The organism is Pseudomonas sp. IT-P74, from assembly GCF_949768175.1.
Classification (GTDB): Bacteria; Pseudomonadota; Gammaproteobacteria; order Pseudomonadales; family Pseudomonadaceae; genus Aquipseudomonas.
On the sequence record NZ_CATKQD010000066.1, the window covers coordinates 286,128 to 311,325 of the forward strand.

Sequence of the window (25,198 nt, forward strand, 5' to 3'; positions counted from 1 at the left end):
AATGACTGAACAACTCAATACGGCTGAAAAACGAGCGGTCATCCTGCTTTCCGGTGGCCTGGACTCGGCGACCGTCGTGGCCATGGCGCGCGCCGAAGGCTACAGCTGCTACACCATGAGCTTTGACTACGGTCAGCGCTCTCACGCCGAGCTGTACGCCGCCGAGCGTGTGGCGCGGGACCAGGGTGTGGTCGAGCACAAGGTGATCGGCCTGAACCTGAACGGCATGGGCGGCTCGGCCCTGACCGACAGCAGTATCGATATTCCAGAGGAGCTCGGTGAAGGCATTCCGGTGACGTACGTGCCTGCGCGTAACACGGTGTTCCTGTCCCTGGCCCTGGGCTGGGCAGAAGTGCTCGGCGCACGGGACATCTTTATCGGCGTCAACGCGGTGGACTACTCCGGTTACCCGGACTGCCGTCCCGAGTTCATCGAGTCGTTCGAGCGCATGGCCAACCTGGCAACCAAAGCCGGCGTGGAAGGCAATGGCTTCCGCATCCAGGCGCCGCTGCAAAACTTCAGCAAGGCGCAGATCGTCCAGGAAGGCGTGAAGCTTGGCGTGAACTATGGACTGACCGTTTCCTGCTATCAGGCCGACGATGAAGGCCGTGCGTGCGGCAAGTGCGACAGCTGCCGACTGCGTGCAGAAGGCTTTGCGGCGGCCGGAATCAGCGATCCAACCCCTTATTTTTGATTTATTTCAAAATAGGTGTTGAATAGTCCTTAAAAATCAGTATTATACGCGCCACCACACAGCGGGTCGTTAGCTCAGTTGGTAGAGCAGTTGGCTTTTAACCAATTGGTCGTAGGTTCGAATCCCACACGACCCACCATTTTTGGCGGTTTAGAAAATCCGGAAGGCCCACGCAAGTGAGGATTTCCGGGTTTTTTTTTGCCCGCGATTCAAGCCCGCTTCGCAGCGCGCTGCTGCGCATGACGCAGGTCAGAATCACCTTTTGCATCCGTCGGATATTCTGTAGCCTTGCGCAGCTTCAACGCTGTCCGTGCCTGATCAATACTCACTTTCCCGGCGGTACCCCGATGGGTCCGGAGCCGGGTGTATACTCGACTTTCGCGCGAATGCGCTTGCAGGTCTTGCGAACATGACGCAAATTTCCGAACGCCTTCTGGTTCAAGCCCACCTCGACGCCAAACAGCCCAAGCCGCTGACCGCCGATGAAGAGGCTTATTACCGTGCTGCCATCGCTGCCGAGCTCAAGGCTCAGGACGCGGTGCTGGTGGCCCACTTCTATTGTGACCCTGTCATTCAGGCGCTGGCCGAAGAGACGGGGGGCTGTGTTTCCGACTCGCTGGAAATGGCTCGTTTCGGCAACGCCCATCCGGCCAAGACCGTGGTCGTCGCTGGCGTGAAGTTCATGGGTGAGACCGCCAAGATCCTCAATCCGGAAAAACGCGTGCTGATGCCGACGCTCGAAGCGACCTGTTCGCTCGACCTGGGTTGCCCGGTGGACGAGTTTTCCGCGTTCTGCGATCAACACCCGGAGCGCACGGTGGTGGTGTACGCCAACACGTCGGCTGCGGTAAAGGCCCGAGCGGATTGGGTGGTGACTTCAAGCTGTGCGCTGGAGATCGTCGAAAGCCTGATGGACAATGGCGAGACCATTATCTGGGGCCCGGACAAGCACCTGGGGACCTACATCCAGCGCCAGACCGGTGCCGACATGCTGCTGTGGGACGGTGCCTGCATCGTTCACGAAGAGTTCAAGTCCAAGCAGCTTGAAGACATGAAGGCGCTGTACCCGGATGCGGCGATTCTGGTGCACCCGGAGTCGCCGACCTCGGTGATTGAATTGGCGGACGCCGTGGGTTCGACCAGTCAGTTGATCGCGGCGGCCCAGAGCCTGCCGAACAAGACGCTGATCGTCGCGACCGACCGTGGCATCTTCTACAAGATGCAGCAGCTGTGCCCGGACAAGGTCTTTATCGAAGCCCCGACGGCGGGTAACGGCGCGGCATGCCGCAGTTGTGCGCATTGCCCGTGGATGGCCATGAACACCCTTGAGCGCACGCTCAAGGCGTTGAAGGAAGGGTCGAACGAGATCTTTGTCGACCCGGCACTGATCCCGCAGGCGATTCGCCCGCTCAAGCGCATGCTTGATTTCACCCAGGCTGCGCGGATGAAGTTGGCCGGGAACGCCTGAAGTCTGTCAGGATCGCCGCATAATACTGTAGGAGTGAGCCCTGCTCGCGATGGCGGTCTGTCAGTCATATCAATGTTGACTGACAGACCGCCATCGCGAGCAGGCTCGCTCCTACAATGGTTTTTGCGTCGGAGAATTATTTGGTCTTCTTCGGAATCCGCACCAGCTCGGTATTGGAGTAGATGTCATGCCAGCTGCGTTTCTGTTTGTCGAACAGCGACCAGAAGAATCCGAGGCCAACGCAGAGCAGCGAAGCAATCGACACCACAAAGCGCAGCAGCGCCTGCCACAGGCTGATGGACGAGCCATCGGCATTCTGCACACGGATGCACCAGACCTGCATGCCCAGCGTCTGACCGGACCAGGTCCAGAATTTGGCGAAGAAGCCGAACAATACGAACAGCAAGACGGTGGAAAGCAGGGGGTCGCCGTCCAGCGCGCCCGCTTCGGTCAGGGTGCGCATCCTTTCTTCGCCGATGATCGCCATCTGGATCATCTTGTAGACGCCGCTGGTGACGATCAGCAGAGCGGTGCACAGCAGGAAATCATAGAACATGGCTGCCAGACGACGACCCAGGCCAGCGGCAGGAAAGTTGCCCTGGGGGGTAAGCAGGTGTTTCGACATGGCAGGCTCTCGGCGAAAAAAGAAGCCATTTTACGGATTTACGCGCACAAAAAAGCCCCTGATGTCAGCATCAGGGGCTTTTTCGTTACAGAAGATCAGGCTTCTGCTTGTACTTCGTCAGCCTGCATGCCTTTCTGGCCCTGCACGGCGATGAAAGTCACTTTCTGGCCTTCTTTCAGGCTCTTGAAGCCGTTGCCCTGGATGGCGCGGAAATGCACGAACAGATCCGGACCGCTTTCAGGAGTGATAAAACCAAAACCTTTCTCGTCGTTAAACCACTTGACGGTACCGCTCTGACGTTGGGACATTTCTTATTTCCTTTGACGCAAAAAATTAATGACAGTCTCCTTCTCATGAAAGAGTACTGGGGCTGGTTGCAGGAGAGTAAGAAGACGTCGAACGGGATGTAGCTAACTTGTAGGCTACTGCCCAGGTCACGATTCCAAGCGACCCATGCAAACACAGTGAACAAACTCTACGCCAACTACGGGAGAAAAAACAAGCCCCGTGAAGGCCCCGTATTTCCTCAGGTTGATGGCAAAGTCAGTCCATTAGCGGGGGCTTATTCCCTAGTGTTGTTCAATTGTTTTCGATCGTTATAAGCAAAGTTCATAATCGAAGCTTATAGCCAAACGATGCACTGTTATATGGCGGTTGCGTTACACATTAGTGCACCGTTAACGCAACCGCGTTACTTATAGGAACAGTCAATCAGCCACGATAGTAGCGTTGTGGAACAAATGGCATTTTGCTTACAAGCAAAGGCACCTTTTTCCCACGAACGATCGCCCAAACGGGGGTGTCCAGTGCGATGTAGGCGCTGTCGACATAACCCATGGCCAGCGGACCGCCCAGGGTCGGTCCGAAACCGCCGCTGCAGACGCTACCGATGATGTCGCCGGCTTCGTTGACGATCTCGGCGCCTTCACGCACGGGTGTACGTTCCTGCGGCAGCAGACCTACACGTTTGCGGTTCACGCCTGCCTGTTGCTGGGCGAATACGGTTTCGGCGCCAGGGAAGCCGCCAGCCCGTGCACCATCGGCGCGACGTGGCTTGGAGATCGCCCACAGCAGGCTTGCTTCGATCGGGGTGGTGTCGGTGTTCATGTCGTGGCCGTACAGGCACAGGCCGGCTTCCAGGCGCAGGGAGTCGCGGGCGCCAAGACCGATGGCGGCCACTTCCGGTTCGGCCAGCAGGGCGCGAGCCAGGGCTTCGGCATTGGCGGCCGGTACGGAAATTTCGAAACCGTCTTCGCCGGTGTAACCCGAACGGCTGGCAAAGCAGTCCACGCCCAGCAGCTTCACGCGGGCGAACTGCATGAAGGTCATCTTTGCAACTGTAGGCGCCAGACGCGCCAGTACATTGACTGCCGCCGGGCCTTGCAGGGCGAGCAGGGCACGCTCTTCGAACAGCGGCTCGATGCTGCACTGGTCGCCGATGTGCTTGCGAAGGTGGGCCAGGTCCTGATCCTTGCAGGCGGCGTTGACCACCAGGAACAGTTCGTCGTTACCCAGGTTGGCGACCATCAGGTCGTCGAGGATGCCGCCGGTCTCGTTAGTGAACATGGCGTAACGCTGCATGCCCACCGGCAGGTCGATGATGTCCACCGGCACCAGGGTTTCCAGGGCCTTGGCGGCATTGGCGCCGGTCAGGCGGATCTGGCCCATGTGCGAGACGTCGAACAACCCGGCCTGATCGCGGGTGTGCTGGTGTTCTTTCATCACGCCCAGCGGGTATTGCACGGGCATGTCGTAGCCGGCGAAGGGCACCATGCGTGCGCCGAGTTCGATGTGCAGTGCGTGCAACGGGGTTTTCAACAGTTGTTCGGTGGACATATTCAGCTCCTGAAGAAGGGTGCAGATGAGCGCGCATCAGCACTCGATAATGTTGACCGCCAAACCGCCACGGGCGGTTTCCTTGTATTTGCTTTTCATGTCGGCGCCAGTCTGGCGCATGGTGCGGATGACCTTGTCGAGAGAGACGAAGTGTTGTCCGTCGCCGCGCATGGCCATGCGCACGGCATTGATGGCCTTGACCGAACCCATGGCGTTGCGCTCGATGCAAGGCACTTGCACCAGCCCGCCAATCGGGTCGCAGGTCAGTCCGAGGTTGTGTTCCATGCCGATTTCCGCGGCGTTCTCCACTTGTTGCACAGTGCCGCCCAGTACTTCGCACAAGGCGCCGGCGGCCATCGAGCAGGCGACACCGACTTCGCCCTGGCAGCCGACTTCGGCGCCGGAGATGGAGGCGTTTTCCTTGTACAGAATGCCGATGGCCGCGGCGGTCAGCAGGAATCGCACCACGCCGTCGTCATTGGAACCCGGGATAAAGCGCATGTAGTAGTGCAGCACCGCTGGAATGATCCCCGCCGCACCATTGGTGGGCGCCGTTACGACGCGCCCGCCGTTGGCGTTCTCCTCGTTGACCGCCAGCGCGTAGAGGTTGACCCAGTCCAGCACAGACAGTGGGTCGCGCAAGGACGATTCCGGGTTTTTGCACAATTGCCGATGCAGCGCGGCGGCCCGGCGCTTGACCTTCAGCCCGCCGGGCAGGATGCCTTCGTTACGGCATCCGGCGGCGACGCAGTCCTGCATCACTTGCCAGATTTTCAGCAGGCCGGCGCGGGTTTCCGCTTCCGGGCGCCAGGCGCTTTCATTGGTCAGCATCACCTGGCTGATCGACAGCCCGTATTTGACGCAATGACCGAGAAGATCCTTGGCGCTTTTGAACGGAAAGGTCAGGGGCGTGGCGTCTTCGACGATGCGGTCGGCGCCGGCGGCGTCCTCATCGACCACGAAACCGCCGCCGACCGAGTAGTACTCGCGGCTGCGGATCTGCAGGCCCGCTGCGTCGAAGGCGCGGAAAATCATGCCGTTGGGGTGATAGGGCAGCGGTTTGCGAATCATCGCCAGGTGTTCTTTCTCGTTGAACGCAATGCTGTGTTCGCCGAGCAGGTTCAAGCGGCCGTTGCCGCGAATGTCTTGCAGACGCTCAGCGACGGTTTCGGTATCCACGGTGTCCGGGTGTTCGCCTTCCAGGCCCAGCAACACAGCCTTGTCGCTGCCGTGGCCTTTACCGGTGGCGCCGAGCGAGCCGTACAACTCGACCTTGACGCAGGTGGTGGCCGTCAGCAGCCCTTCACGGCGCAAACCTTCGACGAAACGCGCAGCGGCGCGCATCGGGCCGACGGTGTGGGAGCTGGAGGGGCCGATGCCAATCTTGAACAGGTCGAACACGCTTAACGACATGGTGGTTCTCCGGTTTCTTGTTATGGGTATGGCGGGATCTGAGGCTTGGCTCAGTTCCCTGTGGGAGCGAGCCTGCTCGCGATAGCGGTCGTTCAGTCGACAACGATGGTGGCTGTCAGTCCGTCATCGCGAGCAGGCTCGCTCCCACAGGGGGCTGTGGTGTTCTGGAAATTGGGGGCGGATGATTCCGCCCCCTCATTCGTTTAAGCGTAGCTTTCGATCGACGGGCAGGCGCAGACCAGGTTGCGGTCGCCGAACACGTTGTCGACGCGACCGACCGGCGGCCAGTACTTGCCTTCGATCAGCGACGCAACCGGGTACACCGCTTGCTCACGGCTGTACGGGTGCGACCACTCGCCCACCAGTTCCTTGGCGGTGTGCGGCGCGTTTTTCAGCGGGTTGTCGTCCTTGTCCAGCGTGCCGTTTTCCACTGCGCGGATTTCTTCGCGGATGCGGATCATGGCGTCGCAGAAGCGGTCCAGTTCTTCCTTGGACTCGCTTTCGGTCGGCTCGATCATCAGCGTGCCGGCCACCGGGAACGACATGGTCGGCGCATGGAAGCCGAAGTCGATCAGGCGCTTGGCGACGTCATCGACGCTGATGCCGCTGCTGTCTTTCAGTGGGCGCAGATCAAGGATGCACTCGTGCGCCACCAGGCCGTTGCTGCCGGTGTACAGCACTGGATAGTGTTCTTCGAGGCGACGGGAGATGTAGTTGGCATTGAGGATCGCCAGCTGCGAAGCACGCTTGAGGCCCGCGCCACCCATCATACGAATGTACATCCAGGTGATCGGCAGAATGCTCGCGCTGCCGAACGGTGCCGCGCAAACGGCGCCTTCCTTGCGCTCCATCTGGGCGTGGCCCGGCAGGAATGGCGCCAGGTGCGATTTCACACCGATCGGGCCGACGCCCGGGCCGCCACCGCCGTGAGGAATGCAGAAGGTCTTGTGCAGGTTCAGGTGCGAAACGTCGCCGCCGAACTTGCCCGGGGCGCAAAGGCCGACCATGGCGTTCATGTTGGCGCCGTCGATGTACACCTGACCGCCGTTGTCATGAACGATGCCACAGATTTCGCGGATGCCTTCTTCGAACACGCCGTGGGTCGACGGGTAGGTAATCATCAGCGCGGCGAGGTGTTCGCGGTGCTCGATGGCTTTGGCGCGCAGGTCTTCGATGTCGACGTTGCCACGGGCATCGCAGGCGGTGACGACCACGCGCATGCCGGCCATGTTGGCGGTGGCCGGGTTGGTGCCGTGGGCCGACGACGGGATCAGGCAGATGTCGCGACGGTCTTCGCCACGGCTCTGGTGGTAGGCACGGATCGCCAGCAGACCTGCGTATTCACCCTGGGAACCGGCGTTCGGTTGCAAAGATACCGAGTCATAACCGGTAGCGGCGCAAAGCATCGCTTCCAGCTCGTCGGTCAGTTGCTGGTAGCCGACGCTTTGCTCGGCCGGGGCGAACGGGTGCAGGGCGCCGAACTCGGCCCAGGTCACCGGGATCATTTCGCTGGCGGCGTTGAGCTTCATGGTGCACGAACCCAGCGGGATCATGGTGCGGTCCAGCGCCAGGTCCTTGTCCGCCAGTTTGCGCAGGTAGCGCATCAGCTCGGTTTCCGAGTGGTAGCGGTTGAACACCGGGTGGCTGAGGATCGGCGACTGACGTACCAGCGTGGCCGGGATGGCGCTCTGCACCGAAGCGGCGAGGGCGGTGAAATCCGGCAGGGCCTTGCCGTCGGACAGCAGTATCCACAGGGCTTCAACGTCAGCCTGAGTGGTGGTTTCGTCCAGGGACAGGCCCAGGCGCTCGCCATCGACCACGCGCAGGTTGATGCGCTGGGCGTGTGCCTTGTCGTGCAGGGCAGCGGTTTGCGCGCCGGTCTTCACGGTCAGGGTGTCGAAGAAGCTCGCTTGCTCGACGCTCAGGCCCAGTGCACTCAGGCCTTTGGCCAGGATTGCGGTCAGGTGATGCACACGATTGGCGATCTGCGTCAGGCCTTTCGGACCGTGGTACACGGCGTACATGCTGGCGATGTTGGCCAGCAGTACTTGCGCGGTGCAGATGTTGCTGGTGGCTTTCTCGCGACGGATGTGTTGCTCGCGGGTCTGCATGGCCAGGCGCAGGGCCGGGTTGCCGAAACGGTCTACGGAAACACCGACCAGGCGGCCCGGCATGTCACGCTTGAACGCGTCCTTGGTGGAGAAGTACGCCGCGTGCGGGCCACCGAAGCCCAGCGGTACGCCGAAGCGTTGTGCACTGCCGATGGCCACGTCGGCACCGAATTCACCCGGCGCGGTCAGCACGGTCAGGGCCAGCAGGTCGGCAGCCACGGCAACGAGGGCGTTGGCGGAGTGGAAGCGTTCGGTCAGTTCGCGGTAATCGAACACGTCACCGTTGCTCGCCGGGTATTGCAGCAGGGCGCCGAAGAATGGCGTCACGTCGCTCAGCTCGCGCTCGTCGCCAACCACCACGTCGATGCCCAAAGGCTCGGCACGGGTGCGCAGTACGTCGAGGGTCTGCGGGTGACAATGCACGGAGGCGAAGAAGGCGTGGCTGCCTTTGTTCTTGCTCAGGCGTTTGCAGAAGGTCATGGCTTCGGCAGCGGCGGTGGCTTCGTCGAGCAGCGAGGCGTTGGCGATCGGCAGGCCGGTGAGGTCGCTGATCAGGGTCTGGAAGTTCAGCAGCGCTTCGAGACGGCCCTGGGAGATTTCTGGCTGGTACGGGGTGTAGGCGGTGTACCAGGCCGGGTTTTCCAGCAGGTTGCGCAGGATCGGCGACGGCGTGTGGGTGCCGTAGTAACCCTGGCCGATGAAAGTCTTGAACAGCTGGTTCTTAGTCGCGATGGACTTGATCAGGGCCAGGGCATCGGCTTCGCTCAAACCATCTTCCAGGCCGAGGACGCTGGTGCCCTTGATGCTGTCGGGAATCACGCTGGCGCTCAGGGCTTCCAGGGAGTCGAAACCGAGGCTGTTGAGCATGGCTTGCTCGTCACCGGCGCGCGGGCCGATGTGACGGGCGATGAATTCGTTGGCTGTGGTCAGATTCACTTGGGTCATGTCAGCGCTCCTCAGGCTTCGGCTTGGGCTTTGATCAGGCGGTCGTAGGCGTCCTGATCCAGCAGTTGGGCGACTGCCGAGGCGTCGCTTGGCTGGAAGCGGAAGAACCAGCCTTCGCCCAGCGGATCTTCGTTGACCAGTTCAGGGCTGCTGTCCAGCGCCGGGTTCACTTCCAGCACTTCGCCGTCCAGCGGCATGTACACGCCACTGGCAGCCTTTACCGATTCCACGGTGGCGGCTTCGGCGCCTTTGTCGTAGGACTGCAGCTCAGGCAGTTGAACGAAAACCACGTCGCCCAGGGCGTTCTGTGCGAAAGCGGTGATGCCGACCGTGACGCTGCCGTCAGCTTCGGTGCGCAGCCATTCGTGATCTTCAGTAAAACGCAACTCGCTCATGGAAACTCCTAAGGGGGCCAGACTCGTCTGGTGGACGCGATTGAATGCTTGGGCGATGCCCGGGTTATGGGGGAGTACATAGCAAGAACGCGGCCAATGTTGTTTTTATTGTTATTTATCAATGAGTTAGGTGGTTTCTGCAAAGTCTGAAAATCAATCGTTGTAGCGAAATCGATACGGCACATGTCAATGATAAAAGCCGAGGTGGATCAAAGCCTTGTACAGCCGTGATCGGAGAGGGGTGTAGCGATATCGTTCCGCTGTAGCGCTTTCAGTACAGATGGAGGTCGTATTTAGAGTGGGATTTGCGGGGCGAACACAAAACCTGTGGGAGCCAGCCTGCTGGCGATTGCGGTGTGGCAGGCAATAAAGATGTTGACTGATATGACCCCATCGCCAGCAGGCTGGCTCCCACAGGTTTTGTGTTGTGTCAGGCCTTGCTCGGAATTCCGTACTTGCGCAACCGATGGGCAATCGCCGTGTGGGAGGTTTGCAGACGCGTCGCCAGTTGCCGGGTCGAGGGGTAGCTGGCGTAGAGTTTTTCCAGCAGGGTTTTCTCGAACTCGTCCATGGCCTGTTCCAGGCTGTCGACGTCATGGTCGCCCTGGCGAGCCACCGAGGTGCCGGCGATGTCGAGGTCGCCGATGTCCACCAGGCTGCTTTCGCAAATTGCCGCGGCGCGGAAGATCACGTTCTGCAATTGCCGCACGTTGCCCGGCCAGCGGTTGCCCAGCAGCGCCGGGTAAGTGCCCGGCGCCAGGCGACAGATCGGTCGCTGGATCTGCGCGCAGGCCTGCTGCATGAAGTAGCGGGCCAGCAGCAGGATGTCCTGGCCGCGCTCGCGTAGCGGCGGCACCTCGACATTGAGGACGTTGAGGCGATAGAACAGGTCTTCGCGGAACAGGCCTTCGCTGACCATTTTTTCCAGGTCGCGGTGGGTCGCGCTGAGGATCCGTACGTTGACCTTGACCTCACGGTCACCGCCGACCCGGCGAAAACTGCCGTCGTTGAGGAAACGCAGCAATTTGGCCTGCAAGTACGGTGACATCTCGCCGATTTCATCGAGAAACACCGTGCCCTGGTTGGCCAGTTCCATCAGCCCCGGCTTACCGCCCCGTTGTGCGCCGGTGAAAGCGCCAGGGGCATAGCCGAACAGTTCGCTTTCGGCGAGGTTCTCCGGCAATGCCGCGCAGTTCAACGCCAGAAAGGGTGAATTGTGCCGGGCACTGATGGCGTGGCAGGCGCGGGCCACCAGTTCCTTGCCGGTGCCGGTTTCGCCCTGGATCAGCAGCGGTGCATCGAGGGCCGCCACCCGCTGGGCGCGCGCCTTGAGGGTGCGGATCACCGGGGACTCGCCGAGCAGGGCATCGAAACCTTCGGCGTGGTCATGGTGCAGCGCGGAGAGGCGTTCGCCGATGCGGTTCGGTTGGTACAGGGTCAGCAGGGCGCCGGCGTCGGTAATCGGCGTGGCGTCGAGCAACAGGGTCTGGCCGTTGACGGTGATTTCCCGAAGCGGCAGGCGAAAGCCGTGTTCGAGCAGGGCGTCGAGCAAGGCCGGGTCGGCAAACAGGTCGCCCACGCTTTCACCGTCCGGTTCGCGGCCGTACAGGGCGATCAGGGCCGGGTTGGCCAGCAGCACCTTGCCGTCGCTGTCCAGTGCCAGCACCGGGTCGGTCATGGCGGCCAGCAAGGCGTCGAGCTGCAAGTGCCGGCGCTGGCCGGGCAGGATGTCGACCACCGTCACCGCTTGCACGCCACGCACGCTGAACAGGGCATCGCGCAGTTCCTCGAGCACTTGCGGGCTCAGGGTCGGGGCGTCGATATAGACATTGGGCGGGACCATTTCCACCGCATCCAGGTTCAGATTGCGCCCGCCGAGCAGGGCCAGGACTTCCTGGGTGATGCCGACGCGGTCGATGAAGCTGACGTGGATACGCATGGGGCGGTCTTGGGGTCTGCAGTGCGGAGGGTGGCAAGTATGCCTTGGGGCGGGCTAATGGTGAAATTTTGCGCGACCTTCAATGGGGTGATGCCCCCCTGTGGGAGCGAGCCTGCTCGCGATGGCAGTGTGTCAGTCACTAAAAATATTGTCTGACACTACGTCTTCGCGAGCAGGCTCGCTCCTACAGGCTCGGTAGGTTATTCCAGGTGCTCGGGTTTGACCGGGTCGCCCGATTTCATGTTCAACTGCACCCGCACGTCCTCGAACATCGCGTCGTAGTGCTTGTGGATCGAACCGATGTTGCTATGGGTTTTCGGGATGCCATGCTTTTCGGCAATCTTGGTGACGTTGCTGGCGAAGTTGTAGGCCATGTCCTTGGGCAGGAAGAACGACTCGCTCATGTCCTTGTTCTGAATGCTGCCGTGCATCTTGAACAGCATCCCTTTGCCTTCCTTGGGGTCCTGGCTGACTTCATAGTCGATATGGATGTTATAGCTGACGTCGTCCTTGTTCAGCGCGTGTCGCTCGATGTGCAGGTGACCCGGCTCGAACGTTGCCATTGTTGACTCTCCTTCAAAAGATCTCGAATCAGGACAGGCCTCAGGCCTGCCCCGATGTTTCGTTTACTGATAGCTGATGCCCGGTGTCGCCGTGCTGATGCGCGTACCGGCCTTGCCCTGGACGATCGCTTCGATGTCCGCGAGCGAGCCGATCACTGCGACTTTTCCAGTATGGCGTGCGAATTCGCAGGCTGCCTGCACCTTCGGTCCCATGGAGCCGGCGGCGAAGCCGAGTTTCTCAATTTCGTCGGGGTGGGCCTGGGCGATGGCTTTCTGCGTGGGTTTGCCAAAGTCGATGAACGCGGCGTTGACGTCGGTGGCGATTACCAGCAGATCGGCTTCAAGCTGTTCGGCCAGCAGCGCCGAGCACAGGTCCTTGTCGATGACCGCTTCGACGCCCTCGAGTTTGCCGGGCGAGGTATACATGGTCGGAATGCCGCCGCCGCCGGCGCAGATCACGATGCTGCTTTTTTCCAGCAGCCATTTGATCGGACGGATTTCGAAGATGCGCTTGGGTTTCGGGCTGGCGACCACGCGGCGGTATTTGTCGCCGTCCGGGGCAATGGCCCAGCCTTTTTCGGCGGCGAGTTTTTCCGCATCGGCCTTGCTGTAGACCGGGCCGATGGGTTTGGTAGGGTTCTTGAAGGCCGGGTCATTGGCATCGACTTCGACCTGGGTCAGCAAGGTCGCGAAGGGCACTTCGAAGTCCAGCAGGTTGCCCAGTTCCTGTTCGATGATGTAGCCAATCATGCCTTCGGTCTCGGCGCCGAGCACGTCCAGCGGATAGGGCGAAACCGAGGTGTAGGCCGCCGCCTGCAATGACAGCAGGCCGACCTGAGGGCCATTGCCGTGGGCGATGACCAGTTGGTTGCCGGGATGGATCCTGGCGATCTGTTCGGTTGCGATTCGGATGTTGGCGCGCTGGTTGTCAGCGGTCATGGGTTCGCCCCGGCGGAGCAGGGCATTACCGCCAAGAGCTACGACAATACGCATGGTGCAGTCCTTCTAAACAGAGGAAAGGCAAACGACTCGGTCAATTGTAGGAGTGAGCCTGCTCGCGATTGCGCAGCATCAGTCGACATTAATATTGAATGTCAGACCGCTATCGCGAGCAGGCTCGCTCCTACATTGACCGGTGCCGGTCTTAAAGGTCAGCCAGCGTCGACACCAGAATCGCCTTGATCGTATGCATGCGGTTTTCCGCTTGCTCGAAGGCGATGCAGGCCGGCGACTCGAACACGTCATCGGTCACTTCGATGCCGTTGCTCAGGTGCGGGTACTGCTCGGCAATCTGCTTGCCGATCTTGGTGTCGCAGTTGTGGAACGCCGGCAGGCAGTGCATGAATTTGGTGCGCGGGTTGCCGGTGGCTTTCATCAGTTCGGCGTTGACCTGATACGGCAGCAGTTGCTGGATGCGCTCGGCCCAGGCTTCGACCGGCTCGCCCATCGATACCCAGACATCGGTGTGGATGAAGTCCACGCCCTTGACCGCCGCTTTCGGGTCTTCAGTGAGGGTGATGCGCGCGCCGCTTTCTTCTGCGTATTGCTTGCAGCGGCCCACCAGGTCGTCCGCCGGCCACAGGGCTTTGGGCGCGCAGATGCGCACGTCCATGCCGAGCTTGGCGCCGATCAACAGCAGGGAGTTACCCATGTTGTTGCGCGCGTCGCCCAGGTAGGCGTAGCTGATCTCGTGGATGGGCTTGTCGGCGTGTTCACGCATGGTCAGCACGTCGGCGATCATTTGCGTCGGGTGATATTCGTCGGTCAGGCCGTTGAACACCGGCACGCCGGCGAACTTGGCCAGTTCCTCGACGATTTCCTGCTTGAAGCCACGGTACTCGATGGCGTCGTACATGCGCCCGAGTACGCGGGCGGTGTCCTTCATGCTTTCCTTGTGGCCGATCTGCGAGGAGTTCGGGTCGATGTAGGTGACGTTGGCGCCCTGGTCATAGGCTGCGACTTCGAACGCGCAGCGGGTGCGGGTCGAGGTTTTTTCGAAGATCAGTGCGATGTTGTTGCCCTTGAGATGCTGCTGTTCGGTGCCGGTGTACTTGGCCCGCTTGAGGTCGCGGGACAGGTCGAGCAGGTAGCGCAATTCGCGAGGGGTGTGGTGTTCCAGGCTCAGCAGATTGCGGTTATGGATATTGAACGCCATTTTGGATCTCCTAAGGTGAACAGGTTAGTAGTCAATCGGGTCGCGGATGATCGGGCAGGTCATGCAATGGCCGCCGCCCCGTCCCCGGCCGAGTTCGCCGGCGCTGATGGTGATCACTTCCACACCGGCCTTGCGCAGCAGGGTGTTGGTGTAGGTATTGCGGTCGTAGCCGATGACCACGCCGGGCTCCAGGGCCACTACGTTGTTGCCGTCATCCCATTGCTCGCGTTCGGCGGCGAAGCTGTTGCCGCCGGTTTCCACCACGCGCAGGGCCTTGAGGTTGAGGGCCTGGGCGACGGTATCGAGGAAGCTGGTTTCTTCGCGGCGGATGTCGATGCCGCCCGCCTTGCTTTCATCGGGACGCAGGGTGAAGGCGACAATCTTGTTCACCACTTCCGGGAAGATCGTGACGAGGTCGCGATCACAGAAGCTGAACACGGTGTCCAGGTGCATCGCCGCGCGGGATTTCGGCAGGCCGGCGACGATGACTTTCTCGACCGCCTTGTTTTTGAACAGGTTCACCGCCAGTTGCGCAATGGCCTGGCGCGACGAGCGTTCGCCCATGCCGATCAACACCACGCCGTTGCCGATCGGCATCACATCACCGCCCTCAAGGGTGGAGTTGCCATGTTCTTTGTCCGGGTCGCCGTACCAGATCTGGAAGTCGGCGTTGGTGAATTCGGGGTGGAACTTGTAGATGGCGGTGGTCAGCAGGGTTTCCTGACGGCGTGCCGGCCAGTACATCGGGTTGAGGGTGACGCCACCGTAAATCCAGCAGGTGGTATCGCGGGTGAATTGGGTGTTGGGCAGCGGCGGCAGGATGAAGCTGGAGTTGCCGAGGAAGTCGCGGAACATCTCGATGGCTTTGCCGCCGAAACTGGTCGGCAAATCATCGCCCGACACGCCACCGATCAGGAACTCGGCGATCTTGCGTGGCTCCAGGCTGCGCAGCCAAGAGGCCGTTTCGTTGATCAGGCCCAGGCCCACCGAGTTGGCGGTGATCTTGCGTTCCAGAATCCAGTCCAGGGCTTCGGGAATGGCGACGATGTCGGTCAGCAGGTTGTGCATTTCCAGCACATCGATGTTGCGTTCGCGCATCTTGGTGACGAAGTCGAAGTGGTCGCGCTTGGCCTGGGCCACCCACAGCACGTCATCGAACAGCAGTTCATCGCAGTTGTTCGGGGTCAGCCGCTGATGGGCCAGGCCTGGGGAGCAAACCATGACTTTGCGCAGTTTGCCGGCTTCGGAATGGACGCCGTACTTAACTTTTTCCGTGGTCATTGCAGTGATCCTCCAGATGACAAAAAAGGGTAGTGATCCTGGAAACAGGGGGCTAAAGGGTCAGGAAACCGTCGTAGAGACCGTAGGCCGCCACCACGGCGCCGACGACCACCGCAGCGAAAATCAGCTTCTCGACGTTGGTAAAAACCGGTTTGTTGATTTCCAGCTTGGCTTTGGCGAACAGAATCACGCCGGGGGCGTAGAGCAGGGCCGAGAGCAGCAGGTATTTCATGCCGCCGGCGTAAATCAGCCAGATCGCATATATCAGGGCCACGGCGCCGATAAGCAGGTCTTTCTTGCGTGCGGCCAGCGCGCCTTCGTAGGTTTCGCCGCGAACCGCCAACAGCAGTGCGTAGGCCGCCGACCACAGGTAGGGCACCAGGATCATCGAGGTGGCGAGGTAGATCAGCGACAGGTAAGTACTGGCCGAGAACAGCGTGATGATCAGGAAGATCTGCACCATGGCGTTGGTCAGCCACAGGGCGTTGACCGGTACATGGTTGGCGTTTTCCTTGCGCAAAAACGCCGGCATGGTGTGGTCCTTGGCGGCAGCGAACATGATCTCCGCGCACAGCAGCACCCACGAAAGCAGCGCCCCCAGCAATGAGATGATCAGACCAACGCTGATCAGCACCGCGCCCCAGTGACCGACCACGTGTTCCAGCACGGCGGCCATGGACGGGTTCTGCAGTTTGGCCAGTTCCGGCTGGGTCATGATCCCCAGCGACAGCACATTCACCAGGACCAAAAACAGCAGCACGGTGACAAAGCCGATCACGGTGGCTTTACCCACGTCGCTGCGTTTTTCCGCCCGGGCCGAAAAGATGCTCGCGCCTTCGATGCCGATGAACACCCACACGGTGACCAGCATCATTTTGCGCACTTGATCCATCACGCTGCCAAGGTCCGGGTTCTTCAAGCCCCAGATGTCGGCGGTGAAGATGTCCAGTTTGAAAGCGAACAACGCGATCAACATGAACAGCAGCAGCGGCACGATCTTGGCGACGGTGGTCACCAGGTTGATGAACGCTGCTTCCTTGATTCCTCGCAGCACGAGGAAATGTACGGCCCAGAGCAGCACCGAGGCGCCGATCACGGCAGCAGGGGTATTGCCCTCCCCAAATAGCGGAAAGAAGTAGCCGAGGGTGCTGAACAACAGTACGAAGTACCCGACGTTCCCCAGCCAGGCACTGATCCAGTACCCCCAGGCGGACGAGAAGCCCATGTAGTCGCCGAAACCGGCCTTGGCGTAGGCGTAGACACCGCCATCAAGATCGGGTTTGCGGTTGGCCAGGGTCTGGAACACGAATGCCAGGGTGAGCATGCCGACCGCGGTAATCGCCCAACCGATCAGAATGGCGCCGACATCCGCGCTGGCGGCCATGTTTTGTGGCAAGGAAAAGATCCCGCCACCAATCATCGAACCTACGACTAACGCAATCAGCGCGCCGAGTTTCAATTTTCCGGGTGCTTCAGACATTGCATGACTCCAATGCAGGAGAAGAGAGGCAACAGACTAATTCCGTTGGCTATACAATCAGCTGACTTGGATCACTAAATGAGAGTGCGACAGTTTGTTGGCAGAGTGCCATTGTTTGCAGGGTGGCTGTCTGTAATGCTTGTTCTAGAGGCTTTTGCAGGTTATTTAAGAACTTTTTTGCATTTGTTTCGAATTATGACGTTAGTTGGTTGTTCAGGATCTGAAAATGCTCTTAACGGGTTTTGTACAAAATTGATGTATTAATAAAACGTATAAAGCAAATGGTTATATCGACGACCATTTAGCCGTTTTGTGCAAGTTAAAAGACGGTTGTTGGCGTTATTCAATAAACGTCATTACTCTTCATCAATTTAATTAACATCCGCTATGTGACGGTCTCGCGGCAGTTGCCGCCCGAAAAATGGAGATGCAACGATGTCGCAATCACTGAACAAGCTTCGCTTGAGCGCATTGAGCGCGTTGGTGGTGGGCCCGATGATTGCTCGCATCGCTCTGGGCCATGCGGGGCTGGCGGCCTATGGCTTGTACAGCGGGTTGTCGAGCCTGTGAAGGTGTTGCTGGCGTATCAGCCACCCTATGACTGGCCGGCGATGCTGGGTTTTTTGTCGGCGCGGGCGATTGCAGGATTGGAGACGGTTGCCGGCGGCGTTTACTCGCGCGGCATCGAACTGAAGGGTAAGCACGGCAGCTTTTCTATCCGACCTGCTACGTCTGATGCCCTGGAGCTGACGCTGGATTTTCCCGACTCGAACGCCGTGCCCGAAATCGTCGCAAGCGTGCGGCAGATGTTTGATCTGGATGCCGACCTCGCCACGATCCATCGGCATTTAGCGGTTGATCCGCTAATGGCCCGGTTGATTGCCGAGCGCCCCGGGCTGCGTGTGCCGGGGGCCTGGGATGGGCTGGAATTGGCGATCCGCGCGATACTGGGGCAGCAGATCACGGTGGCGGCGGCGATCAGATTGGCGGGGAAACTGGTGGCGCAGTACGGTGTGCCGTTGAGTTCAGAGCTACCGGGTTTGACCCATGTGTTTCCCCGGGCCAGCGTTTTGGCAGGCGCAGATCTGGCAGCGCTGGGCATGCCGAAAAGCCGAGGCCGGACCTTGTCGGGGGTGGCTCAGGCACTGCTCGATGATCCACGATTGTTTGAGCCCGGCCGGGAGGGGGGCGTAGCGCGGTTGCTGGCGTTGCACGGGATTGGTGACTGGACGGCGCAATACATTGCCTTGCGCCAGTTGCGGGAGATGGATGGGTTTCCCAATGGTGATGTCGGGCTGATCAATGCGTTGACGGCGCTGGAAGGTGGGCCGGTGACGGCGCGGCAGCTTTTAACGCGAGCCGAAACCTGGCGGCCTTATCGGGGGTATGCGGCGCAGGTGTTGTGGACTTCGTTGAGTCGCCCTGATTGATCGGGAGCGAGTTTAGTGTTGTCTCTGCTGGCGCTATCGCGAGCAGGCTCGCTCCTACATTTGATCGCGGTCGTCCGGGAGAACCCGGTTACCTGTGGGGAGCCTGTTCGCGACAGCCATCTGAAAGTCACCACCACTGCGCGGGATGTGAACCCAGCTCAGTCGCGGGCAATGCCCACTGCAGCGGCGTTCCGATGATCTTCAGGGGCGGCTGCAATCGATGCGCCGGCCCCCAGGGCGTTTGCTCAATCTGGAGCCCCTGATCGTGTTGATCTTCGCCACGCAACGATTCATTCGGGCCGGCACCCTGTTCGATCAACAACCTCGCCGTACGCGCCAACGACAACCGGGCCGAGCTCCCCGTACCGTCGTTCAACCGCTGTGCCAACAACCGGATCGCACTGGCCGCCATCAAATACCCGGTGGCGTGATCGAGGGCCTGTACCGGCAATGGCGTCGGCTTGTCCGCCTGTTTCCAGCGCCTGCCCGCTTCGGCGATGCCACTGCTCATCTGCACCAGGCTGTCGAAGCCCCGCCGGTTTTGCCAGGGGCCGCTCCAGCCATAGGCGTTGAGGCAAACGTCGATCAGGCCGGGGTTCAGTTGCCGACGCTCATTCATGCCCAGGCCAAGTCGCTCCAGTGCATCGGCGCGATAGCCGTGGAGCAGAATGTCGGCGTCCTTGAGCAGGCATTCGAATACGGCGCGGTCGGACCTGTCGTTCAGATCAAGACGCGCGCAGCGTTTTCCCAAGGTGACTTCCGGCACCACCCCGGGCTCGTTCCAGGTCGGCGGATCAATGCGCAAGACATCGGCACCGAGGCCTGCCAGAAAGCGACTGGCAATGGGGCCTGCCAGTACTCGGGTCAAATCCAGCACCTTGATATCGGCCAACGGTCGAGCAACTGAACCTGTCCACGGTTTGCGGCTCTGGCTTGGGTGGTTGGCGAACAGAATCAAGGGTTCGGCATTCACTGCCTGGCCTTGAGGATGGACCTGCCATTGTTCCCAGGTGCGCATTTCGGCGGCGCAACCACCGGCATCGACCACCGCCTGCTCCAGTTCGTTGTTCGCCCATCGGGCCACTTTGCCGGCCATCGCTGAGCGGTCCGTACAGGCGCCGAGCACGCTTTCGGCGGCGGCGCGGTGGTGGGGCGCGTTGGTGTGCAGGCGAATCCAGCCATCGCGGGTGGCGTAGTCACCGGCTATCGGGTCCCACAGCGGCGGAACGCTCCAGCCAAGCGTGCGAATCGAGGTTGCGAACCAGAATGATGAGAGGCGCCGGTCAACTTCAAGGTCGGGCAGGCGCCCGGTTTGCTGGTGCAGCAGTTCGCTGGCGGCCTGGCCTGCGGCGGCAATGCTGGCGCAGGCCAGATCCGTGACGGCAAACGCCGAGGGCAGGGCGCCGCTGGACGTGAATGGAATCGGGGTATGAGGCAAACCGAGTGCGGCTTGAATGGACGTGAGCAGATCAGTCATCGAAGGGCCCTCCGGAGTGAGAGCCAGATCTTAGTTCAAACATGGCTGGATCATGTGAAACCTTGTGGGAGCGAGCCTGCTCGCGATAGCGGTGGATCAGTCGACATCTGCATTGAATGTCAGTCAGCTATCGCGAGCAGGCTCGCTCCTACAGGGGGATGTGGTGATTATTTAAACGCGGAACTGATCCATCAACCTCATCTGGTGGGTGGTCAGGGAATTGAGCTGGCTGCTGATCTGCGCCGATTCCGTGGCCTGGCCGGTCAGGGTTTCGGTGACGGTGCGGATCGCCGAGACGTTGCGGTTGACCTCTTCGGCGACGGCGCTTTGCTGTTCGGCGGCGCTGGCGATTTGCAGGTTCATGTCGCTGATCACGGTGACCGCGTCGCTGATCTTGCCCAAGGCCTGGACTGCCTGCTGGATCTGCCCGGCGTTGCTGTGGGCCTGGGTCTGGCTCGAATGCATGGTAGCGACCACGCCGCGGGTGCCGCTCTGGATGCGTTCGATCACCAGACGAATCTCTTCCACCGAATCCTGGGTACGCTTGGCCAGGTTGCGCACTTCATCGGCAACCACCGCAAAGCCACGACCGCTTTCACCGGCACGGGCAGCTTCGATGGCGGCGTTGAGCGCCAGCAGGTTGGTTTGTTCGGCGATGCTGCGAATCACCTCCAGCACCGAGCCGATCTGCTCGCTGTTGACCGCGAGGGCTTCGACTTCGGTCACGGCCTTGCTGACTTCTTCGGCCAGTTGATTGATGTCGCGGGTACTGCGCTCGATGATCGACATGCCGTCGCGGGCCGACTGGTCGGCACCTTTCGCCGCGTTGGCCGCGTTCGAGGCGCTGTTGGCGACATCATGGGCGGTGGCGCTCATTTCGTTGGACGCGGTGGCGACCTGGTCGATTTCGCGGAATTGTACCTGCATGCCTTCACTGGTCTGGCGGGCGATTTCCGAAGACTGGTCGGCGGTGCCACGGGCATCGGTGATGCTTTGCTTGATCTGCGCGATGGTCGGTTGCAGCTTGTCGAGGAAGCGGTTGAACCAGCCCACCAGTTCACCCAGCTCGTCCTTCTTGCTGTAGTGCAGGCGCTGGGTCAGGTCGCCGTCGCCACTGGCAATCGCCTTGAGCATGTCGGCCACGCTGTTGATCGGGCGGGTCACGCCGGACGCGGTGAGCCACATCAGCAACAGCCCGAGCAGGCCGGCAATCACCGCCACCGACAGCGCCTTGAGTGTGCCGCTTTGCTGGGCATCGTCGAGCACCGCTTGCAGCTTCACCGAATCGGCCAGCAGCACTTGTTTGGGCAGGTCGATCACCACGGCCCAGGCCTTGGCATCGCTAATCGGGCTGACCGGGTACACCGCGCGGATCAGGTCGCCTTGCTGGAGAATCTTCGGCGCACCATTGGCGAGCAATTGCAGGATGTCCTTGCCATCGCCGCCCAGGGTGTCGCCGATGTTCTTGCCGACTTTGCCAGCATCGACACTGTAGGCGGCCAGCACGCCGGTGCCGGAAACGATCAGCATGTGCCCGGCACTGTTGAACAGGTCGCGCTGGGAGTCGACCGCCGCCGCTTGGAGGGCGTCGAGGGCGATGTCGATACCGACCACGCCGATGGACTTGCCTTCGACCAGCAGCGGTACGGAAATGGTGGTCATCAACACTTCCTTGCCGCCGACCGTATCGGCGTAGGGGTCGAGCAGGCAGATGCGCTTGCTGTCCCGCGGGCAGGTGTACCAGACGTTGTACGGCGTGCCGCTGAGGTTCAGGGTGGTTTTGGTCATGTCCTCTTCGACCATGATTGTGTTCAACGACTCACCGCCGGCGCGGCTCCAGTAGGTGGCGAAACGACCGATCTCGTTGGACTGGCGGGCGGCGTCGTTGGCGAATTCGCTGTCCTTGCCGTCCAGCCCGTTGGGTTCGAAGGCCAGCCAGATCCCCAGCACTTTGCTGTTGCGCTCGAAGGCGGTTTTCAGGCTCTCGTTCAATTCCTCACGCAAAGCGCCGGGCTCCAGCGAGCGCTTGGCGGCCAGGGTGCGCATGTCCTTGATCTGGTCGGCCAGGGCGGTCACCACCGTCAGGGTTTCACCGAAGGTCTTCTGCACCCGCACCGCTTGCTCGGCGGCTTTGGCCTGGAGCAGGTCCTGCACACTGGTGGTGAGCATTGTGCTGCTGGAATCGCTGACCAGGTCATCGTTCTGATTGGTCTGGTAGATGTTCATGCCCACTATCAAGGCGACTACGCCCAGCAGGCACAGACCGGACAGCAGGACGATTTTCAGGCGGATGGACAGTGAGTCGAACATAGGGCGAGCTCGCGAATGGATGAAGTGTTGGCTGTGGGCCGTTGCGGCTCACTCGCTAAATCCATTTAGCGCCGATCAATGCACATCGGCGTGGCGTTGAGGTTACATGAGGGGCAACCCGACGAACGGTATTGGTTGAACGTTTGCGCAGGAAAATGTGCCGAAAATGGGGTTAAAAATAGGAAAAACGCGGGGCGGATTCAAGAGGAGTTCACGTCTCGAGTTTTGAGGCGACGGGCTGGGGGTGTGTGCTCCAACATATATATGTACCGCCTCTCATGGTGGGCGGGACGTTTAAATGCAGATGCCACTTCGGTGGAACTCTTCCGGAAGTCTTGGCTTCTGGCATCTGATTTTAAGTAGTGAGAAAACACATCATGTGGAACACAAGTTGTAAAAGTGCCGGGTTACGCTCGTTGTTGTTTTTGGGGATGTTGTTGGCGGCGGATGTGACACCTGCAATGTCTTTTCTGAGCTCGGCAGCTGTTTCGGGCATCGCCTCTCAAGTAACAACGGCGGTAACGGTACTGCCGGACAAACTGAACACGCTCGAGGACAGCCTGGCTGACGAAACCGATGTGAAGCATTCGCTACTTTAAAATTGAACAAGGGGGCGGATGAGGATTCGTTCGATCTTGTAACAGACGGTACTGGTCACGCTGCGGGCGCCATTCAGTTGGACGGGTGTCACGGCCAATTGAAGTCTGACCCTTTCTGGACCAGCAGTGGCAAGTATCGCAATAAGTGGGAAGTCGAATACAACCGGGGGTATTGGTTGATCCAGGTTAAAGGCAAAGACGCGTCGGGGGTGGGAGGTCGCAGAGTGCCGAACGTTTCATTCGCACAGATATGCTATCAAAGGATGTTGCGTAATTAGGGCTGTCATGTTCCCGGCAAAGCGAGTGTGCATGAGCGCTTTGCCGAGCGAATCATACGATCAGGCCTCGATGTGCAGTCCCTGCTTTTTCACGCTCGGATCCTGGTCGGACTTTTTATGCAATTGGTCCAGCCAAGAGTCCGGGCTTCTCAGGTCCAATGCGCCTTTGCTCAACAATAATCCATAGTCAATCAGCGTATGGAAGTTGCTCAAGTCCAGTTTCACCTTGCCCTCGAACTGTGGCTTGTCCAGCTGGACCAGTTCGATCACGGCGATTGCGTGCTTGAGAGTCAAGGCTTGCAAGCCTTTGGTCTTGTTCAACAGGCTATTCAGTATTTCCTCTCCCTTGGGGGTCAATGTGTTGGGGGGCGAAGTGACTTTCAACCGACCGTCTACGGCTATCGTGAAACCAATGACGTTTTTGGCCATGCCTGGCCATTTACTTTGCAGGTCTTTTTTGAAGTTGGCGTATATCCCTTCCATATCATGGAGCATATCTCCTGCGCGAAGCTCTTTAGCCCAAAGGATTAGGTCTCTATGGCACTTTATTTCATAACGCAGGCCGGAATACTTGCTGCCTGTACCGGATACCTCCAAAAATTTTTCCAACTCATCCAGATCTTCGCTAGTGATACCTGTTTTTATAGGGGACCGGAGTTTCTCGATGGTCAAATTCACCCTTTTCTCATCTACTACAAAGCCTTCGACTTTCTTGGATTGGGCTTTTTCCGTGTTCGCCTTCACTGTTTGCGGATACGGAACTTGAAAAGATGCAGCGGCACTTACATTCATGTCAGCTTCTCGTTGTGGGCGTCATGGTGCTTAACGGCCAGACACAGAAATGGATGACCTGATAAACACGTAGGAGAAATCCGAACAGGAAGTAGGTACTTTCAAGTGTGCCGTTGCCGGCTGATACAGGGCGGTTTGAAGAGGTTTCAGGTCGATTGCGACAGTGATTCCGGTCGCGACCAGATCCACAGGTTGCCCAGCCCCATACCGGCAATTGCCAGGTAAATCGGCCAGCCGTGATCGAGCATCACCAGCATCAGACCGGCGCATAACAGCATGCTGACACTGGCGCTGATTTTTGCCCGGCGCGCGATGATCCTGCCGTTGCGCCAGTTATGGAGGATGGGGCCGAACAGCCGGTGGTTTTCCAGCCAGGCACTCAGGCGCGGCGAACTTCGGGTTGCGGCCCAGGCGGCCAGCAGGATGAACTCGGTGGTTGGCAGGCCGGGTATGACGATGGCGATCAGGCCGACGCCCAGGCTGACGTAGGCCAGCAGGCCGAAGAGGAGGCGGGAGAGTTTTGTTGATGCGGGCATGGGCTCGGGAGGCGTGTGACGCTGAATGGAGATCCTGCAGATTGACCCGGCCCTTTGTAGGAGCGAGCCTGCTCGCGATAGCGGTCTTACAGTCGACATCTCTATTGAATGTCATTCCGTCATCGCGAGCAGGCTCGCTCCCACAGGGGCAGTGGTGTGTCAGGCAGCTTCGGTAGCGTAAGCCTGCTCCAGCAACACCGTAAAACGGTTGAACGCGTCGATGGCGCCTTTTTCCACTTCGGCTTCTTCCTGGGCGCTGAATGCCAGACCGTCCAGGGTCTTGACGAAGCGCTTCCAGCCTTCAGCGCGGCCACCGGCCGGTTCGCCGAGGTGGCGGGCGCCGAAGGTTTCGCTCAGGCCAAGGCCCACGGCACGCTTGATCAGAAACGCCGCGCCGAGCTTCGAACCTTCGGAGACGAAGATCCAGCCCAAGGCCTCGGCCTTGGTCGGGTGCTTCAGTGCACCGGCCACAGGTGCCGGCACGTCGGTGTCCAGGTCCGCGAGGTCGGCCCTGGCGGCATCGGCACGGCAGCGGGCCGGCAGGTCCGGGACGATGGCGGTCAGTTCTGCATCGTTATACAGCGACACCAGTTCCGACTGGAACAGGTACTGCGCCACCACGAAGCGGGCGAAACTGGCCGGGGTTTCAAACGGAGCATGGGCCTTGACCAGGGCATCGAGCTTGCTGTGTGGCTCGTTGGTGATCTGGTTCAAACGTTGCGAACGCAGGTTGGTGCGTTGTGCAGTGGCCTGGGTAGTCATGGCGATTCCTTGGAGAAAGATGAGGCGCTTGGTAACGAGACGAACAGCAAGGCGCCTGACAGTAAAAATTCCTCGCCGGGCGGCGTGATGAAACCGCCCGGCGAGATGA

At 60.1% G+C, this 25,198-nt stretch carries 22 protein-coding genes, 1 tRNA gene and 1 pseudogene; 6 read left to right on the top strand and 18 right to left on the bottom strand.

Translation table 11 applies throughout. The features are described from left to right. Nucleotide 1 precedes the first annotated feature (1 nt). The 3 genes from queC to nadA all read left to right on the top strand — a co-directional run bounded on the left by queC (nt 2) and on the right by nadA (nt 2,162). Nucleotides 2-694, top strand: coding sequence for a 7-cyano-7-deazaguanine synthase QueC (gene queC / locus ACM6J5_RS23695; protein ID WP_414929439.1), 693 nt, complete (start codon nt 2-4; stop codon nt 692-694). Between the two features lie 63 nt (nt 695-757). Further along, nucleotides 758-833, top strand: a tRNA-Lys gene (locus ACM6J5_RS23700). 270 nt (nt 834-1,103) lie between these two features. Next, a complete protein-coding gene (gene nadA / locus ACM6J5_RS23705) occupies nt 1,104-2,162 on the top strand; it encodes a quinolinate synthase NadA (RefSeq protein ID WP_095942772.1) in 1,059 nt (352 codons plus the stop codon). A 136-nt stretch (nt 2,163-2,298) separates the two neighbouring features. Here nadA and ACM6J5_RS23710 read toward each other — a convergent pair whose 3' ends face one another. The 12 genes from ACM6J5_RS23710 to arcD all read right to left on the bottom strand — a co-directional run bounded on the left by ACM6J5_RS23710 (nt 2,299) and on the right by arcD (nt 16,905). Further along, on the bottom strand, nt 2,299-2,787 hold the full coding sequence (locus tag ACM6J5_RS23710) for an RDD family protein (RefSeq protein ID WP_095942771.1): 489 nt from the start codon (nt 2,785-2,787) through the stop codon (nt 2,299-2,301). 95 nt (nt 2,788-2,882) lie between these two features. Further along, nucleotides 2,883-3,095 carry a cold-shock protein gene (locus ACM6J5_RS23715; protein WP_007977299.1) on the bottom strand — a complete coding sequence of 71 codons (213 nt, stop codon included), beginning with the start codon at nt 3,093-3,095 and terminating at the stop codon, nt 2,883-2,885. Between the two features lie 403 nt (nt 3,096-3,498). After that, nucleotides 3,499-4,623 carry a glycine cleavage system aminomethyltransferase GcvT gene (gene gcvT / locus ACM6J5_RS23720; protein ID WP_150673656.1) on the bottom strand — a complete coding sequence of 375 codons (1,125 nt, stop codon included), beginning with the start codon at nt 4,621-4,623 and terminating at the stop codon, nt 3,499-3,501. Nucleotides 4,624-4,659: 36 nt separating this feature from the next. Continuing rightward, the gene (locus ACM6J5_RS23725) at nt 4,660-6,036 is read right to left on the bottom strand and encodes an L-serine ammonia-lyase (RefSeq protein WP_150673655.1); all 1,377 of its coding nucleotides are present in this window, start codon (nt 6,034-6,036) and stop codon (nt 4,660-4,662) included. A gap of 203 nt (nt 6,037-6,239) precedes the next feature. After that, a complete protein-coding gene (gcvP, locus tag ACM6J5_RS23730; protein ID WP_414929440.1) occupies nt 6,240-9,092 on the bottom strand; it encodes an aminomethyl-transferring glycine dehydrogenase in 2,853 nt (950 codons plus the stop codon). An 11-nt stretch (nt 9,093-9,103) separates the two neighbouring features. Beyond that, nucleotides 9,104-9,487: a glycine cleavage system protein GcvH gene (gene gcvH / locus ACM6J5_RS23735; RefSeq protein ID WP_008047373.1), complete on the bottom strand. Its 384-nt coding sequence runs from the start codon at nt 9,485-9,487 to the stop codon at nt 9,104-9,106. Between the two features lie 430 nt (nt 9,488-9,917). Beyond that, nucleotides 9,918-11,426, bottom strand: coding sequence for a sigma-54-dependent transcriptional regulator (locus ACM6J5_RS23740; RefSeq protein WP_414929441.1), 1,509 nt, complete (start codon nt 11,424-11,426; stop codon nt 9,918-9,920). A gap of 200 nt (nt 11,427-11,626) precedes the next feature. Continuing rightward, the gene (locus ACM6J5_RS23745; protein ID WP_095942766.1) at nt 11,627-11,989 is read right to left on the bottom strand and encodes a DUF5064 family protein; all 363 of its coding nucleotides are present in this window, start codon (nt 11,987-11,989) and stop codon (nt 11,627-11,629) included. Between the two features lie 63 nt (nt 11,990-12,052). Continuing rightward, a complete protein-coding gene (arcC, locus tag ACM6J5_RS23750) occupies nt 12,053-12,982 on the bottom strand; it encodes a carbamate kinase (protein ID WP_095942765.1) in 930 nt (309 codons plus the stop codon). Between the two features lie 151 nt (nt 12,983-13,133). Continuing rightward, on the bottom strand, nt 13,134-14,144 hold the full coding sequence (locus ACM6J5_RS23755; RefSeq protein ID WP_095942764.1) for an ornithine carbamoyltransferase: 1,011 nt from the start codon (nt 14,142-14,144) through the stop codon (nt 13,134-13,136). Nucleotides 14,145-14,168: 24 nt separating this feature from the next. Then, complete coding sequence (arcA, locus tag ACM6J5_RS23760; protein WP_095942763.1) at nt 14,169-15,425, bottom strand: arginine deiminase; 1,257 nt, start codon at nt 15,423-15,425, stop codon at nt 14,169-14,171. A gap of 52 nt (nt 15,426-15,477) precedes the next feature. After that, the gene (gene arcD / locus ACM6J5_RS23765) at nt 15,478-16,905 is read right to left on the bottom strand and encodes an arginine-ornithine antiporter (protein ID WP_414929442.1); all 1,428 of its coding nucleotides are present in this window, start codon (nt 16,903-16,905) and stop codon (nt 15,478-15,480) included. A 435-nt stretch (nt 16,906-17,340) separates the two neighbouring features. Here arcD and ACM6J5_RS23770 point away from each other — a divergent pair, with 435 nt between their 5' ends. Both ACM6J5_RS23770 and ACM6J5_RS23775 read left to right on the top strand, forming a co-directional pair. Then, entirely contained in the window at nt 17,341-17,475 is a 135-nt protein-coding gene (locus tag ACM6J5_RS23770; protein ID WP_414929443.1) for a hypothetical protein, read from the top strand. Beyond that, nucleotides 17,472-18,335, top strand: a complete 864-nt coding sequence (locus tag ACM6J5_RS23775) for a DNA-3-methyladenine glycosylase family protein (protein WP_414929444.1) — start codon at nt 17,472-17,474, stop codon at nt 18,333-18,335. The genes ACM6J5_RS23770 and ACM6J5_RS23775 overlap by 4 nt, the downstream gene beginning before the upstream one ends. A gap of 127 nt (nt 18,336-18,462) precedes the next feature. Here ACM6J5_RS23775 and ACM6J5_RS23780 read toward each other — a convergent pair whose 3' ends face one another. From ACM6J5_RS23780 to ACM6J5_RS23790, 3 genes and pseudogenes are all read right to left on the bottom strand, one after another. Further along, a complete protein-coding gene (locus ACM6J5_RS23780) occupies nt 18,463-19,812 on the bottom strand; it encodes a CoA transferase (protein ID WP_414929445.1) in 1,350 nt (449 codons plus the stop codon). A 171-nt stretch (nt 19,813-19,983) separates the two neighbouring features. Further along, complete coding sequence (locus ACM6J5_RS23785) at nt 19,984-20,739, bottom strand: methyl-accepting chemotaxis protein (RefSeq protein ID WP_414929478.1); 756 nt, start codon at nt 20,737-20,739, stop codon at nt 19,984-19,986. A 150-nt stretch (nt 20,740-20,889) separates the two neighbouring features. After that, nucleotides 20,890-22,122 (bottom strand): annotated as a pseudogene (locus ACM6J5_RS23790) (chemotaxis protein); the annotation flags it as partial. Nucleotides 22,123-22,499: 377 nt separating this feature from the next. On the opposite strand from ACM6J5_RS23790, the gene ACM6J5_RS23795 reads away from it, so the two are divergent. Then, nucleotides 22,500-22,721, top strand: coding sequence for a hypothetical protein (locus tag ACM6J5_RS23795; protein WP_414929446.1), 222 nt, complete (start codon nt 22,500-22,502; stop codon nt 22,719-22,721). Nucleotides 22,722-23,059: 338 nt separating this feature from the next. Here ACM6J5_RS23795 and ACM6J5_RS23800 read toward each other — a convergent pair whose 3' ends face one another. The 3 genes from ACM6J5_RS23800 to ACM6J5_RS23810 all read right to left on the bottom strand — a co-directional run bounded on the left by ACM6J5_RS23800 (nt 23,060) and on the right by ACM6J5_RS23810 (nt 25,089). Next, the gene (locus ACM6J5_RS23800; protein WP_414929447.1) at nt 23,060-23,791 is read right to left on the bottom strand and encodes a hypothetical protein; all 732 of its coding nucleotides are present in this window, start codon (nt 23,789-23,791) and stop codon (nt 23,060-23,062) included. A 146-nt stretch (nt 23,792-23,937) separates the two neighbouring features. Further along, on the bottom strand, nt 23,938-24,327 hold the full coding sequence (locus tag ACM6J5_RS23805; protein WP_150673646.1) for a YbaN family protein: 390 nt from the start codon (nt 24,325-24,327) through the stop codon (nt 23,938-23,940). Nucleotides 24,328-24,486: 159 nt separating this feature from the next. Beyond that, the gene (locus ACM6J5_RS23810) at nt 24,487-25,089 is read right to left on the bottom strand and encodes a biliverdin-producing heme oxygenase (RefSeq protein WP_095942755.1); all 603 of its coding nucleotides are present in this window, start codon (nt 25,087-25,089) and stop codon (nt 24,487-24,489) included. Nucleotides 25,090-25,198 lie beyond the last annotated feature (109 nt).

What these genes read in the sequence shown, in the direction of transcription:
- ACM6J5_RS23755 (WP_095942764.1), bottom strand. Translation starts at nt 14,144, where the DNA reads ATGGCGTTCAATATCCATAACCGCAATCTGCTGAGCCTGGAACACCAC.
- arcD (WP_414929442.1), bottom strand. Translation starts at nt 16,905, where the DNA reads ATGTCTGAAGCACCCGGAAAATTGAAACTCGGCGCGCTGATTGCGTTA.
- ACM6J5_RS23780 (WP_414929445.1), bottom strand. Translation starts at nt 19,812, where the DNA reads ATGACTGATCTGCTCACGTCCATTCAAGCCGCACTCGGTTTGCCTCAT.
- ACM6J5_RS23770 (WP_414929443.1), top strand. Translation starts at nt 17,341, where the DNA reads ATGTCGCAATCACTGAACAAGCTTCGCTTGAGCGCATTGAGCGCGTTG.
- gcvT (WP_150673656.1), bottom strand. Translation starts at nt 4,623, where the DNA reads ATGTCCACCGAACAACTGTTGAAAACCCCGTTGCACGCACTGCACATC.
- ACM6J5_RS23715 (WP_007977299.1), bottom strand. Translation starts at nt 3,095, where the DNA reads ATGTCCCAACGTCAGAGCGGTACCGTCAAGTGGTTTAACGACGAGAAA.
- ACM6J5_RS23785 (WP_414929478.1), bottom strand. Translation starts at nt 20,739, where the DNA reads ATGCAGGTACAATTCCGCGAAATCGACCAGGTCGCCACCGCGTCCAAC.
- ACM6J5_RS23710 (WP_095942771.1), bottom strand. Translation starts at nt 2,787, where the DNA reads ATGTCGAAACACCTGCTTACCCCCCAGGGCAACTTTCCTGCCGCTGGC.
- gcvP (WP_414929440.1), bottom strand. Translation starts at nt 9,092, where the DNA reads ATGACCCAAGTGAATCTGACCACAGCCAACGAATTCATCGCCCGTCAC.
- nadA (WP_095942772.1), top strand. Translation starts at nt 1,104, where the DNA reads ATGACGCAAATTTCCGAACGCCTTCTGGTTCAAGCCCACCTCGACGCC.
- arcC (WP_095942765.1), bottom strand. Translation starts at nt 12,982, where the DNA reads ATGCGTATTGTCGTAGCTCTTGGCGGTAATGCCCTGCTCCGCCGGGGC.
- ACM6J5_RS23810 (WP_095942755.1), bottom strand. Translation starts at nt 25,089, where the DNA reads ATGACTACCCAGGCCACTGCACAACGCACCAACCTGCGTTCGCAACGT.
- queC (WP_414929439.1), top strand. Translation starts at nt 2, where the DNA reads ATGACTGAACAACTCAATACGGCTGAAAAACGAGCGGTCATCCTGCTT.
- ACM6J5_RS23795 (WP_414929446.1), top strand. Translation starts at nt 22,500, where the DNA reads ATGTGGAACACAAGTTGTAAAAGTGCCGGGTTACGCTCGTTGTTGTTT.
- ACM6J5_RS23740 (WP_414929441.1), bottom strand. Translation starts at nt 11,426, where the DNA reads ATGCGTATCCACGTCAGCTTCATCGACCGCGTCGGCATCACCCAGGAA.
- ACM6J5_RS23805 (WP_150673646.1), bottom strand. Translation starts at nt 24,327, where the DNA reads ATGCCCGCATCAACAAAACTCTCCCGCCTCCTCTTCGGCCTGCTGGCC.
- gcvH (WP_008047373.1), bottom strand. Translation starts at nt 9,487, where the DNA reads ATGAGCGAGTTGCGTTTTACTGAAGATCACGAATGGCTGCGCACCGAA.
- ACM6J5_RS23745 (WP_095942766.1), bottom strand. Translation starts at nt 11,989, where the DNA reads ATGGCAACGTTCGAGCCGGGTCACCTGCACATCGAGCGACACGCGCTG.
- ACM6J5_RS23725 (WP_150673655.1), bottom strand. Translation starts at nt 6,036, where the DNA reads ATGTCGTTAAGCGTGTTCGACCTGTTCAAGATTGGCATCGGCCCCTCC.
- ACM6J5_RS23800 (WP_414929447.1), bottom strand. Translation starts at nt 23,791, where the DNA reads ATGAATGTAAGTGCCGCTGCATCTTTTCAAGTTCCGTATCCGCAAACA.
- arcA (WP_095942763.1), bottom strand. Translation starts at nt 15,425, where the DNA reads ATGACCACGGAAAAAGTTAAGTACGGCGTCCATTCCGAAGCCGGCAAA.